Origin of the sequence: Massilia sp. UYP11, from assembly GCF_050434805.1 — a bacterium.
Lineage (GTDB): Bacteria > Pseudomonadota > Gammaproteobacteria > Burkholderiales > Burkholderiaceae_D > Telluria.
In genome coordinates this window covers 84,905-97,650 of the sequence record NZ_JBNDJE010000011.1, presented here as the reverse complement: position 1 = coordinate 97,650, position 12,746 = coordinate 84,905, and the positions used below count along the sequence as shown (strand labels likewise).

Sequence of the window (12,746 nt, the reverse complement as noted above, 5' to 3'; positions counted from 1 at the left end):
TTCAGACGATGCCGCGCTCGCGCAAGGCGGCGATCTCTTCCTCGCTCCTGCCCAGCACCTCGCGCAAGACTTCGGCCGTGTGCTGGCCCAGCAGGGGCGGGGCGATTGCGCTCGTCGCGGGCAGGGCCGACATCCGGATCGGATTGCGCACCAGCTTCACCTGGCCCGCGCTGGGATGCGGCAGGTCGATCGCCATCGCGCGCGCCACCACCTGCTCGTTGGCGAACACCTCGCCGACGTCGTTGATCGGTCCGCAGGGTACACCCATTTCTTCGAGCAGGGCGATCCATTCGTCGCGCTTTTTGAGCTTGACCATCTCGGCCAGCAGCGGCACCAGGAGGTCGCGGTTCTCGACGCGCAGCGGGTTGGTGGCGAAGCGCGGATCGTCTCCCAGCTCCGGCCGGCCGCCAGCCTCGACGAACTTCCGGTACTGGCCGTCGTTGCCGGTGGCGACGATGATGTGGCCATCCAGGCAGGCGAAGGTCTGGTAGGGCACGATGTTGGCGTGGGCGTTGCCCCAGCGCCTGGGCGGCTTGCCGCTGTTGAGGTAATTGCTGCCGACATTGGCCAGCATCGCCACCTGCGTGTCGAGCAGCGCCATGTCGATGTGCTGGCCCTCGCCCGTGCGGTCGCGATGGGTGAGGGCGGCCAGCACGGCCACCGTGGCGTACATGCCGGTCATCAGGTCGGTCAGCGCGACGCCGGCCTTTTGCGGCCCCCCGCCGGGCAGGTCGTCGCGCTCGCCGGTGACCGACATCAGGCCGCCCATGCCCTGGATCAGGAAGTCGTAGCCGGCGCGGTGAGCATAGGGGCCGTCCTGGCCGAAGCCGGTGATCGAGCAGTACACCAGGTCGGGCTTGATCTGCCTGAGCGATGCATAGTCGAGGCCATAGCGCTTCAGGTGGCCCACCTTGAAGTTTTCGAGCACCACGTCGCAATGCAGCACCAGCTCGCGCAGCAGGGCCTGGCCCTCGCTGCTGGCGATATCGACCGTGAGCGAGCGCTTGCCGCGGTTGGCCGACAGGTAATAGGCCGCCTCCTGCGTGTCGTTGCCTTGCGCATCCCTGGCGTACGGCGGGCCCCAGGCGCGGGTGTCGTCGCCGGCGCCGGGGCGTTCGATCTTGATCACGTCGGCGCCGAGGTCGGCCAGGTTCTGCGAACACCATGGTCCCGCCAGCACGCGCGACAGGTCGAGCACGCGGAGGTGGCCGAGGGCTTTCGGCAGCGGGGAGAGAGACGGAGGTGTATGTGTCATGTCTCGTTGTCGTTATGCGGTCGGGAAGCGCCGATTATAGCCGTGCGCGATAGGCGGCAACCATCGCCCGAGACAGGACTGACAGGCGACGCCGCCTGCACCACAAGGCAATGACGGTGGAGAGCTTTACGATGAGCCTATCCCGGTCGATGTGAGTTGCGCCGGTCACGCCTGGCAAGCCTGGCCTGTGTTGCCCGCCCCTGCACCGGCATGCGCTTCTTCCAGCTTTCCGGACAGAATTCAAGAAACCGATAAATCAATGCGCGTTGGGCTGCCGGAACCGGCGTGCCGCAGCTTTGTTTGTCAGGATACGCCTATGTTCGGGTTGAGCAATCAGCGATGAACGTTCCTCGATGACTTTATCTTCTTTGCAGCGAAAAAAAAGCCGTCCCAGAAGATCACTGCCTCATCGGCCCTTTTGATGAACACCTGCGTGCAACCGATATCGACAACGGTAACCGGATTGGGTAGGCGTAATCTGGCGGCGTTGATTTGCGCTTCCTGGCGTACGTATGCATTTGGTTCGACACGTTTGCTCTCAAGGCTTGGGGGGCCGCAGCTTTCACTCCCAAACTTGGTTCCCTCGTTTTGGATGGTCATTACCCGTCCGAGTAATTGCTTGGCCTGATGCTCGTCAATCGAGGTGATCTTTACACCATCGAGCACAGATGTAAATTTCCACTGCCCGATGACTTCATGGCCTGGCTGCACCGCCTGCGCAGGTAGACTTGCCGCAATGGCGATGGCGAACACCGACGAGAGCGCTCGAAATGGCGCTGACTCTCTGCATCGATTAGCCATGTCGGTATTGCGCATCGCATTCAATGCTTGTGGACTCATTCGTAATGCGATGTTTGGACTGCTGCCCGATGTGGATTTCACGTTCGTGGTTGCCATTGCAAGCTCCGGCGGGAGGAGCAGCCAATTTAGCAAGCTGGAGGACAGGCAACTTACGGAGTATCAAACCGGCGATGCTCGCTCGAGCGGCCGGTGAGTCAAGATGTGGCGCCAGCAGCGCCGCATCTTGTATCCGCATCAGGTTCCAGACTGTACTGCCGCGACCGGATCGGCCTCGGCCTGGCTGTCGCCCCCGGGCACCTGTCGCCGTCCTTCGGCTTCCTGCTGCAGCGCGCAGCGTTCGGCCTTGTCGGCATTGCGCAGCTCGACGAAGCGGCGCAGCGCGTCGTCCAGCGCCGGCAGCAATGCGCCGCGCTCGCTGTGCAGCGAGGAATACGCCGGCCGCGCCGCCGTGAAGCCGAACTCGGCGGCCGGCTTGGCTTCCAGCGTCGCCGCATCGACACCGGCCAGCTCGGCCGCGCGCCGCGCCAGCGCGGCCCAGGTCAGCTCGCCCTGGTTGGCCAGGTGCCAGATGCCGGCCTCGCGGTCCACCGCCAGGTCCAGGCAGGCGTGCACCAGGTCGGGGACGTAGGTCGGCGAGACCGTCAGGTCGCTGGCGGCCACGAAGGCGTCGCCGCGCTCGAGCGCATCGAGCGCCAGGGTCACGAAGTTGTAGCCGTCCCAGGGGCCGAAGAAGGCGCTGGTGCGCACCACCAGTGCGCCCGGATGGTTCTCGAGCACCGCGCGTTCGGCATCGAGCTTGGTGCGGCCATAGACATTGAGCGGATTGGGCATGTCGGATTCGACATAGGGACGCTCGTTGCGGCCGTCGAACACCAGGTCGCTCGAGAAGGTGGTCAGGTGGATGCCGTGGCGCGCGCAGGCCGCGGCCAGGATGGCGGCGCCGTGCGTGTTCTCGCGCTGGCAGCGCTCCATCTCGTGCTCGGCGTCGTCCACCCGCACATAGCCGCAGGTATTGACCACGGCCCACGGCTTGTGCTGCGCCAGCGCACGCTCGACCGAGTCGGCGTCGGCGATGTCCATGTCCTGGCGCGACAGCAGGCGGTAGGCCAGGTTGCGCTTGTCGCAGATGCGGGCGAACGCCCGGCCCAGGGTGCCGGTGGCGCCCAGGATCAGGATCGGCGCGGCATCGGTGCCCACCAGGCGGTGGCCGTCGGCTGCGATCGAGGTGAGCGCGGCCGGCGTGGCCACCGGCTGCTGGCACAAGAAGCGGCCCGGGCGGCGCCACCAGCCCTGGGCGCGCAGCACCGGGTGCGACAGCGGCGCGCCGTCCGCCAGCTCGCGCATCATCCCGGCCAGCGCGGTCGGCCGCGGCAGCGGCGAGCGCACGTCGAGCGGGCCCGGCTCGTAGTAGCCGCGGTCGAGCGTCACCAGGCTGTTCCAGTCGAAGGAGCCGAGCAGCGCCCACACCGTGACGGAGCGCACATCGACGCCGTTGTCGCGCGACTGCTGGGCCGCTTCCCAGATCTCGAGCAGCCAGCGCATCTGGTCTTCGCGGTTGGCGTCGATGTGGGCTTCGGTGATGGCCAGCGGGATCCCGTAGCGTTCCCAGATTTCGGCCAGCAGCGGGGCGATGCCCGGCGTCGGCGTGGCCAGCACGCGCGAGGCTTCGATGTCGGCGCAGGGGATGCCGTCGGCCATGCCGCGGTGCTGGGCGGGAAAGCGTTCGGGGCGGTGATCCAGCCAGCGCTCGCTGGTCACGTAGTAATTGACGCCGATGATGTCGGGCGGGCAGGGATTGTCGCGGAACCACAGGATATCGTCGGCGCTGGCGCCGCTCTTGAGCAGGTAGTTCCACAGCGGGTGTTCGGGTCCGACCATGCCGCACAGCAGGTCCCAGCCCAGCCAGCGGCGCTCGTTGTAGAACTCGGCCACATGGCTGAGCTCCGGCGTGCCGTAGGTCTTGCCGAGGTCGTCGGTCTGCACCAGTTTCGCGTGCGGGTTGACGGCGCGGATGGCGCGCATCGACAGCACGGTGGCGCGGCACTGGTTGAGCAGGGCCTGGATGAAGGTGCGGTCGTCGCGGCCGTGCGGATACCAGATGCCGTACAGGCCGGCGAAGCGCGCCGTGGTGCAGATCTCGTTGACCGGGGTGTAGAACTCGAGCCAGGGGTAGCGCGCGGCGACGGCGCCGGCGTAGTCGGCCAACCCTTGCGCGAAACCCGGGTCGACCAGGCTCGTGTGGCGCGGGCCGCTGCCATGGTGGATCAGCCCGGCGATCGGGGTGATGCCGGCATCTTGCAGGGCGGCCAGGCGCTCGTCCGGCCAGCGCCAGTCGGCCCCGTCGATGCCGTCGGGAGCGGTGCGTTCCCACAGGATGGGGTAGCGGATGGCGCGGATGCCGAGCGCGGAGAAGCGCTCGATGTCGCAGGCGCGATCGCTGTGGCCGTTGCGGTCCAGCTGGCTGAAATAGGTGTCTTGCACGCGGTTGACCGTGCATTCGAGGCCGCCCCAGAGTTCGAGGGGGTGTGCTGGGCTGTTCGTGCTCTTGTTCATGATTGTTCTAATTCCTTAATTTTATTGCAACAAAATAGCGGCAATGCGGCGCTACCGACATTTCAACTGCGTGGGGAGAGCCTGCCTGCCGAGTCACGGTACCGGTAGCGGTTGACAGCGGCGCGTCAACCTGCAACCATGCGGTCCATGATCTTTCCGAAAGCACATCTCATTCTTGCCTGGTGGCGCCGCTCCTAGCGCGCGGCCCCGGAAATGATGTGCATTTCAGCTAACGCCGCCTCGATTCGGGTGGCGTTCATTCATTGACGCAGGACGATCGAGGCATCTACCAAGGAATCTCGATGACCCTGCAACAAACTTCCGCTCCTGCTCCGGCGAGCCAGATTATCCTGACCGGCGACCGTCCGACCGGTCCGCTGCACCTCGGCCACTTCGTGGGCAGCCTGCGCGATCGCGTGACCTACCAGCACCAGTACCGCCAATTCGTCATGCTGGCCGATTCGCAGGCGCTGACCGACAACATGGATGACTTGAGTAAGGTACACCGGAACGTGCTGGAAGTGGCGCTCGATTACCTTGCCGTAGGGATCGACCCGGTCAAGACCACGATCTTCATCCAGTCGCAGATCCCGGAACTGACCGAGCTGACCTTTTACTACCTGAACCTGGTGACCGTCGCGCGCCTCGAGCGCAACCCGACCGTGAAGGCGGAAATCGTCCTGCGCGGCTTCGAGCGCGACATTCCGGCCGGCTTCCTGACCTACCCGGCCAGCCAGGCTGCCGACATCACCGCCTTCAAGGCCGGCGTGGTGCCGGTGGGCGAAGACCAGATCCCGATGATCGAGCAGTGCAACGAGATCGTGCGCCGCTTCAACCGCATCGTCGGCCGCGACATCCTGGTCGAGGCCAAGGCCTTCGTGCCGGAAGTCGGCCGCCTGCCGGGCATCGACGGCAAGGCCAAGATGAGCAAGTCGCTCGGCAATACCATCAATCTGGGCGCGAGCGCCGACGAGATCCGCGCCGCGGTCAAGAACGTGTACACCGACCCGCTGCACCTGAAGGTGTCGGATCCCGGCCATATCGAGGGCAACGTCGCCTTCACCTACCTGGACGCGTTCGACACCGACAAGGAAGGCCTGGCCGAGATGAAGGCGCACTACCAGCGCGGCGGCCTGGGCGACAGCATCGTCAAGAAGCGCCTGGAAGGCATCCTGCAAGACCTGCTGGCGCCGATCCGCGCCCGCCGCGAGGAGTTCGCCAAGGATCCGGCCCAGGTGATGAAGATGCTGCAGGAAGGCACCCTCAAGGCGCGCGAAGTGGCGGCCGCGACCACCGACGAAGTGAAAAAGGCGCTGGGATTGTCCTACTTCTGACCCGGGTATCGCCGCCCGCTACCGGCGGTAGCGCAACCCGGGCCTCTGACAACTAGCGGTAGCACGGCGCCGTCGTCGATGGCAAGCTGCGGGCTTGTGCATCGCCGAGGAGCGCTCCATGAGCAAGGGCTTGCGCCTGACCGAACAATGGATGCAGCGGGCCTTGTGGCTCGTCGCCTTCGTCTTCGCCGGCTTCCTGATCGGCCTGGGCGGCCTGGTCGTGCAGCAGCTGCGCGACGTCGAAGAGCCGCTGACGGTCGAGCAGTTCATGAATCCGGCCCAGGTTGGCAAGCTGCGCGCCGAGATGGCCGCGCAGCGCGAGCGCATCGAGGGCGCGCGCACACGCCTCGAGCAGGCCAGCCACCAGCACGCGGTGGCGCAGTCGAATACGCGCTCGGCGCGCTCGACCTTCGACGACTGGCTCGCGACCCGGCAGGCGACCGCGCGACCCGAGCAAGACCCCGAACTGATCAAGCGTACCCAGGGCCTGGAGGCCCTGGAGCGCGCTGAACGCGCCGCCCTGGCGGCGGTGGAAGGCGAGCAGCAGACGATGCTGGACGCCACCCAGGCCCATGAGCGCGCCAAGCTGCGCTGGGACGCCCTGCAAGAACCGGCGCAGCAGGCCTTCGCCGACGAAGTCGAGGCGCGCGAGCTGCGCGTGTTCCTGTATCGCCTGGCATTGACGTTGCCGCTGCTGCTGGCGGCCGGCTGGCTGTTCAGGCACAAGCGCAAGACACGAGACTGGCCGTTCGCCTGGGGCTTTATCCTGTTCGCCCTGTTCACCTTCTTCTTCGAACTGGTGCCCTACCTGCCGAGCTATGGCGGCTACGTGCGCTACGTCGTCGGCATCCTCCTCACCGTGGTCGTGGGCCGCTACGCCATCGCCTGGCTGCAGGGTTACCTGGCGCGCCAGAAAGAGGCCGAGGCGCTGCCCGACGCCCAGCGGCGTGAGGGCATGCGCTACGACGTGGTCCAGGCGCGCCTGGCGAAGGGCGTCTGCCCGGGCTGCGAGCGCGCCGTCGACCTCAAGGATGGCAAGACCGACTTCTGCCCGCACTGCGGCATCGGCCTGTTCAATCGCTGCGGCGCTTGCTCGGCCCGCAAGAATGCGTTCGCGCGCTTCTGCTTCGCTTGCGGGACGGCGGCCAATACGACGCTGGCGGATTAACCGGCCAGCGCTTCGTGGCAGGTCAGTCGCGCAGGTCGGCCGGCACCTTGCCGCCGTTGGCGGCCAGCTTGTTCATCACCTGGCGGTGCAGCCAGACGTTCATCTTGGCCGAGTCGCCCGTGTCGCCGGTGTAGTTCAGCTCGGCAGCCAGCTCCTTGCGCGACTGCAGGCTGCTGTCCAGGCCGAGCAACTTGAGCAGGTCGACGATCGAGGTGCGCCAGTTCAGCTGCTGGCCGGACGACTTCTGCATGTCGTTCAAGACCTGCTCGACGTCGACTTGCTGCATCGGCGCGGCGGCCGGCGCCGGGGCGGCCGGAGCGGCAGCCGGTGCGCCTGGCGCAGGAGCGGCTTGCGGCTGCGGCGCGGCGCCTGGGGCTGCCGGCGCGGCGGCTGGAGCGGCAGTCGATGCGGAAGTCGTTGCGGCAGCGGGCGCCGCATCTTTCTTACCTGGGAAAATTTTGTGGAAAATATTGCTTAGGATACCCACGGGACCCTCCTTTGCTGGTGATTGTTGACGGATATTGTTTGCCATGTAGCCAAGCGCGACCGCCAGCGCGGCGCCGCCGGCGGCCTTGATCAAGGTCGGATGTTCGGCGTAGAAGTCGCTCATGCGATCGACAATGCCGGGGTTCTGTTGTTGCGCTTTTTCAGCCAGTTCTTGCACTTGCTCAGGCGAGACCTGGGCTGCCTGTTCCGGGGTCACGCGGGTCGTGTTGCCGCCGAAGATCTTGCCGAGCGCACCGCCGGCCACCGAGGACAGCAGGCCGCCGCCGGTGCCGCCGATCAGCTTGTCGAGCATGCCGGCGCGCTGGTCGGGATTGCTCTGGCCAAACAACTGGCTGACCATCTGGGGGAAGGGCGGGGTCTGGTCCGAGCGCAGGGCGCTGGCGATGCCCTGGGCGATGCTGGCGCGGGGCGCGTTCTGCGCCACCTGGTCGAAGTCGTCGGCCGCCTTGCCGTTGTTGGCGCCGGCGCCGGCGCCGCCAATGTATTGCTGCAATAAGTTTCCTAAATCAAAAGCCATGTCATCTCCTACGCGATGTGATACCTGTGATCGCCCAGCGTAGGCGTTTGATTTTGCCGGTTCTGTTCGATGACGAACCCAGGGGTAGTATCCACCGACGATCGATCCGCATTTGCCCAGTGGACATTTGCGATCCGGGAGCGGTAAGCTGTCGGCATGCCCTACCTGCCGCTCGTCCTCTTCCTCCTTGTCTACCTGTTCGCCAGCCTGGTCTGGGAGATGTCGCAGCTGGTCGGCGCCGCCTACCTCATGACCAGCCTGACCTGCTTCGTCGCCTACGCGATCGACAAGTCGGCGGCGCGCGCGCAGTCCTGGCGCACGCCGGAAAGCACCTTGCTGATCCTGGGCCTGGTCGGTGGCTGGCCCGGCGCCTTGCTTGCACAGCAATGGCTGCGGCACAAGACCAGCAAGCAATCGTTCCAGCGCAAGTTCCAGCTGACGGTGGCGCTGAACCTGGGCGCCTTCGCCTGGCTCGCCTGGCGTTTCGGCGTGCCGGCCTGAGCATCGAAAGGAGGCGCGCATGTGGCCTTACCCCCGTGTCCTTGCCCACCGCGGCGGCGGCACGCTGGCGCCCGAGAATACGTATGCCGGACTACGCTGCGGGATGCAGGCCGGCTTTCGTGCGATCGAGTTCGACGTCATGCTGGCGCGCGACGGCGTGCCGGTGGTAACGCACGATCCCGCCCTGGGCCGCACGGTCAAGGGCAGCGGCAGCGTGTTCGAGCACGATGCCGGCGAGCTGGCGGCGATGGATGCCGGCGCCTGGTTCGCCCCGGCGTTCGCCGGTGAGCCGGTGCCGCTGTTTTCCGAGTTCGCGCGCCTGTGCAAGGAGCAGGGCGTGTGGATGAACATCGAGATCAAGCCGGCGTCCGGATTCGAAGCGGAAACCGGCGCGGTCGTGGCCGCGCTTGCCGCCGAGCTGTTTGCCGCCGAACTCGCGGCCGGAGACATGGCCCGGGCTCCGCTGCTGTCTTCGTTCAGCGACGTGGCGCTGGCCAGTGCGCGCCGGGCGGCCCCGCACCTGCCGCGCGCCTGCCTGATGAGCGCGCTGGGGCCGGATTGGGAAGCCCGTGCGCGGGCGCTGGACGCGGTGGCCATCCACACCAATCACCAGCACCTGGAGCCGGAGATGGCGCGCACGGTGAAAGACTGCGGCTTCGGCCTGTTCTGCTATACCGTCAACGATCCCGGCCGCGCGCGCACCTTGCTGGAGTGGGGCGTGGACGCCTTCTGCACCGACCGTATCGACCTGATCGGCCCGGATTTCGCCTGAAGAACTTTCATTTCAGCAATATATTTGCTAAATCGCCTCAAGAACCGGCGCCGGAGAGACGTTAAGTACAGACGATCTCTTTGAAGCGGCAAGCATGGCACCCTCGACCACCATTATCCCTTTGTCTGCGCACACCGAAGGCACGCAGGCGGCCGTCAACCACTGGCTTGGCCTGGTCGGCCAGTCGGTGCTGGCAGCTGCACGCCGGCGCGATACCGATCCGCTTGGCGAGGCGCGTGCGCGCATCCTGCAGGAGGCGGCCAAGACGATGCTGGCGCCGGTCGGGCCCAGGGCGCACGCGGTATCGCAGCTGCTGCGCTGAATCCGCTGTTGCTGGCAGGTGCCAATATCGGCATGACCGATATTGACGGCGGCGGCTAAGCTATAATCGTTCCTTTATACGGCACGCTGCCTCATTCCGCCCTCCAACAGACATGAAATCCTCAGACATTCGCGAAAAGTTCCTGAAGTTCTTTGAATCCAAAGGCCATTCCATCGTGCGTTCCAGCTCGCTGGTGCCGGGCAATGACCCGACCATGCTGTTGACCAATAGCGGGATGGTGCAGTTCAAGGATGTGTTCCTGGGCCTGGATTCGCGCCCGTATTCGCGCGCGACCTCGGTCCAGCGCTGCGTGCGCGCCGGCGGCAAGCACAACGACCTGGAAAACGTCGGCTACACCGCACGTCACCACACCTTCTTTGAAATGCTGGGCAACTTCAGCTTCGGCGACTATTTCAAGCGCGAGGCGATCCAGTATGCCTGGGAACTGCTGACGAAGGTCTATGGCCTGCCGGCCGAGAAGCTGACCGTCACCGTCTATTTCGAGGACGACGAAGCCTACGACATCTGGGCCAACGAGATCGGCGTGCCGAAAGAGCGCATCATCCGTATCGGCGACAACAAGGGCGCGCGCTATGCCTCGGACAACTTCTGGCAGATGGCCGACACCGGCCCTTGCGGCCCGTGCACCGAGATCTTCTATGACCATGGCGCCGACATCTGGGGCGGCCCTCCGGGCTCGCCAGAGGAAGACGGCGACCGCTTCATCGAGATCTGGAACCTGGTGTTCATGCAGTTCAACCGCGACGAGGCAGGCAACATGGCCCCGCTGCCGAAGCCGTCGATCGACACCGGCATGGGCATGGAGCGCCTGGCCGCCGTGCTGCAGCACGTGCACAGCAACTACGAGATCGATCTGTTCCAGAACCTGATCCGCGCCGCGGCGCGCGAGACCGGCATCGATGACCTGGGCAACAACTCGCTCAAGGTCATCGCCGACCACATCCGCTCGGCCTCGTTCATGATTGTCGACGGCATCATCCCGAGCAGCGAAGGCCACGGCTACGTCCTGCGCCGCATCATCCGCCGCGCACTGCGCCACGGCCACAAGCTGGGCCAGACGAAGCCGTTCTTCCACAAGCTGGTCGCCGACCTCGACCTCGAGATGGGTGAAGCCTATCCGGAACTGCGCGATGCGAAAGACCGTGTGGCCCAGGTGCTCAAGGCCGAGGAAGAGCGTTTCGGCGAGACCCTGGAAAACGGCATGAAGATCCTGGAAGCCCAGCTGGCCAGGGATCCGAAGAACCTCGACGGCGCCACCGCGTTCACCCTGTACGACACCTACGGCTTCCCGCTCGACCTGACCGCCGACATCTGCCGTGAACGCAACGTGACGCTCGACGAGGCCGGCTTCACCGCCGCCATGGAGCAGCAGAAGAAGACGGCGCGCGCCGCCGGCAAGTTCAAGATGGCCGCCAACGTCGAGTACGCGGGCGAGAAGACCAAATTCGTCGGCTACGAATCGCTGGCCCACAACACCCACGTGCTGGCGCTGTACGCCGACGGCGTGAAGGTGGACGAGCTCAAGGCCGGCCAGGCCGGCATCGTGGTGCTGGACACCACCCCGTTCTATGCCGAATCGGGCGGCCAGGTCGGCGACCAGGGCGTCATCGGCGGCTCGGTGGGCGGCGCCGGCGTGCGCTTCGAGGTCGAGGACACGCTCAAGATCCAGGCCGATGTGTTCGGCCACCACGGCGTGCTGCGCGAAGGCGCGCTGAAGGTCGGCGACACCGTCGACGCCTCGGTCGATACCGTCAAGCGCGCGCGCACCATCCGCAACCACTCGGCCACCCACCTGATGCACAAGGCCTTGCGCGAAGTGCTGGGCAGCCACGTTCAGCAGAAGGGCTCGCTGGTCGATCCGGACAAGACCCGCTTCGACTTCAGCCACCCGCAAGCCTTGACCGCCGACGAGATCGCCAAGGTCGAGGCCATCGTCAACCGCGAGATCCTGGAGAATCATCCGACCCAGGCGCAGAACATGTCGTTCGACGACGCCGTCAAGCATGGCGCGATGGCGCTGTTCGGCGAGAAGTACGGCGACAGCGTGCGCGTGCTGGACATCGGTTCGTCGAAAGAACTGTGCGGCGGCGTCCACGTGACCCGCACCGGCGACATCGGCCTGTTCAAGATCGTGTCGGAAGGCGGCGTCGCCGCCGGCATCCGCCGCGTGGAAGCGGTGACGGGTGAGGGCGCCCTGGCCCTGGTGCAGTCGATCAACCGCAAGTTGATCGAAGCGGCCGGCGCGCTCAAGACCAGCCCGGACGAGCTGACGGTCCGCATCGCCCAGGTCCAGGATCAGGTCAAGACCCTGGAAAAGGAAGTCGCCGCGCTGAAGTCGAAGCTGGCGGCCGGCCAGGGCGACGAGTTGATGAGCAAGGCGGTCGACGTCAACGGCATCAAGGTGCTGGCGGCAACGATGGAAGGCGCCGATGTCGCCACCCTGCGCGAAGCCATGGACAAGCTCAAGGACAAGCTGCAGACGGCCGCCATCGTGCTGGCCAGCGTGGCGGACGGCAAGGTCAGCCTGATCGCGGGCGTGACCAAGGACGCCACCGGTAAAGTCAAGGCCGGCGAACTGGTGAACTTCGTCGCCCAGCAGGTGGGCGGCAAGGGCGGCGGCCGTCCTGATATGGCGCAAGCGGGCGGCACCGATCCATCGGGCCTGCCGGCTGCGCTGGCCGGCGTGGCGGGCTGGGTGGGCGAGCGCGCCTGATCTCCAGCAAGCACCACCTTTAGAAGTCAGCTTCAACACGTCGTCCCCGCGCAGGCGGGGACCCAAGTCCTTTGCGCAGCCACTACGATTTACGTAGACACAGCGCATGAAACTTGGGTCCCCGCCTGCGCGGGGACGACGTTTTTACGTTTGCGACAATGGGCCACGCAGAGTCGTAAACCAAGTCGTAACACTTTGTTTTCATGGTCATTTGGACTATTGTTCGCCCCAATTCGGACCGCATCTGAGGGGCGTGATGCACCGCTGCAGTGCCGATTCGTG

At 65.8% G+C, this 12,746-nt stretch carries 10 protein-coding genes; 6 read left to right on the top strand and 4 right to left on the bottom strand.

Annotated features, from left to right (window positions below; genetic code table 11):
• Position 1 precedes the first annotated feature (1 nt).
• The 3 genes from ABIB38_RS15795 to ABIB38_RS15785 form a co-directional block, all read right to left on the bottom strand.
• Complete coding sequence (locus ABIB38_RS15795; protein ID WP_429205229.1) at positions 2-1,255, bottom strand: CaiB/BaiF CoA transferase family protein; 1,254 nt, start codon at positions 1,253-1,255, stop codon at positions 2-4.
• 333 nt (positions 1,256-1,588) lie between these two features.
• Entirely contained in the window at positions 1,589-2,152 is a 564-nt protein-coding gene (locus ABIB38_RS15790) for a hypothetical protein (protein WP_429205228.1), read from the bottom strand.
• 138 nt (positions 2,153-2,290) lie between these two features.
• Positions 2,291-4,609, bottom strand: coding sequence for a family 1 glycosylhydrolase (locus tag ABIB38_RS15785; protein ID WP_429205227.1), 2,319 nt, complete (start codon positions 4,607-4,609; stop codon positions 2,291-2,293).
• A 302-nt stretch (positions 4,610-4,911) separates the two neighbouring features.
• On the opposite strand from ABIB38_RS15785, the gene trpS reads away from it, so the two are divergent.
• Positions 4,912-5,943: a tryptophan--tRNA ligase gene (gene trpS, locus ABIB38_RS15780; RefSeq protein WP_429205226.1), complete on the top strand. Its 1,032-nt coding sequence runs from the start codon at positions 4,912-4,914 to the stop codon at positions 5,941-5,943.
• A gap of 118 nt (positions 5,944-6,061) precedes the next feature.
• Complete coding sequence (locus ABIB38_RS15775) at positions 6,062-7,111, top strand: serine endopeptidase (protein ID WP_429205224.1); 1,050 nt, start codon at positions 6,062-6,064, stop codon at positions 7,109-7,111.
• A 22-nt stretch (positions 7,112-7,133) separates the two neighbouring features.
• On the opposite strand, the gene ABIB38_RS15770 is transcribed toward ABIB38_RS15775, so the two are convergent.
• Positions 7,134-7,598: a DUF3597 domain-containing protein gene (locus ABIB38_RS15770; RefSeq protein WP_429205298.1), complete on the bottom strand. Its 465-nt coding sequence runs from the start codon at positions 7,596-7,598 to the stop codon at positions 7,134-7,136.
• A 693-nt stretch (positions 7,599-8,291) separates the two neighbouring features.
• Here ABIB38_RS15770 and ABIB38_RS15765 point away from each other — a divergent pair.
• From ABIB38_RS15765 to alaS, 4 genes are all read left to right on the top strand, one after another.
• The gene (locus ABIB38_RS15765) at positions 8,292-8,636 is read left to right on the top strand and encodes a DUF1294 domain-containing protein (RefSeq protein WP_429205222.1); all 345 of its coding nucleotides are present in this window, start codon (positions 8,292-8,294) and stop codon (positions 8,634-8,636) included.
• A gap of 19 nt (positions 8,637-8,655) precedes the next feature.
• Complete coding sequence (gene ugpQ / locus ABIB38_RS15760; protein WP_429205221.1) at positions 8,656-9,408, top strand: glycerophosphodiester phosphodiesterase; 753 nt, start codon at positions 8,656-8,658, stop codon at positions 9,406-9,408.
• Positions 9,409-9,502: 94 nt separating this feature from the next.
• A complete protein-coding gene (locus tag ABIB38_RS15755; RefSeq protein WP_429205220.1) occupies positions 9,503-9,730 on the top strand; it encodes a hypothetical protein in 228 nt (75 codons plus the stop codon).
• 112 nt (positions 9,731-9,842) lie between these two features.
• Complete coding sequence (gene alaS / locus ABIB38_RS15750; RefSeq protein WP_429205218.1) at positions 9,843-12,464, top strand: alanine--tRNA ligase; 2,622 nt, start codon at positions 9,843-9,845, stop codon at positions 12,462-12,464.
• Positions 12,465-12,746: the final 282 nt, after the last annotated feature.

Excerpts from the sequence above, each read along its gene's own strand:
- ABIB38_RS15795 (WP_429205229.1), bottom strand. The coding sequence starts at position 1,255 with ATGACACATACACCTCCGTCTCTCTCCCCGCTGCCGAAAGCCCTCGGC.
- ABIB38_RS15790 (WP_429205228.1), bottom strand. The coding sequence starts at position 2,152 with ATGGCAACCACGAACGTGAAATCCACATCGGGCAGCAGTCCAAACATC.
- ABIB38_RS15785 (WP_429205227.1), bottom strand. The coding sequence starts at position 4,609 with ATGAACAAGAGCACGAACAGCCCAGCACACCCCCTCGAACTCTGGGGC.
- trpS (WP_429205226.1), top strand. The coding sequence starts at position 4,912 with ATGACCCTGCAACAAACTTCCGCTCCTGCTCCGGCGAGCCAGATTATC.
- ABIB38_RS15775 (WP_429205224.1), top strand. The coding sequence starts at position 6,062 with ATGAGCAAGGGCTTGCGCCTGACCGAACAATGGATGCAGCGGGCCTTG.
- ABIB38_RS15765 (WP_429205222.1), top strand. The coding sequence starts at position 8,292 with ATGCCCTACCTGCCGCTCGTCCTCTTCCTCCTTGTCTACCTGTTCGCC.
- ugpQ (WP_429205221.1), top strand. The coding sequence starts at position 8,656 with ATGTGGCCTTACCCCCGTGTCCTTGCCCACCGCGGCGGCGGCACGCTG.
- ABIB38_RS15755 (WP_429205220.1), top strand. The coding sequence starts at position 9,503 with ATGGCACCCTCGACCACCATTATCCCTTTGTCTGCGCACACCGAAGGC.
- alaS (WP_429205218.1), top strand. The coding sequence starts at position 9,843 with ATGAAATCCTCAGACATTCGCGAAAAGTTCCTGAAGTTCTTTGAATCC.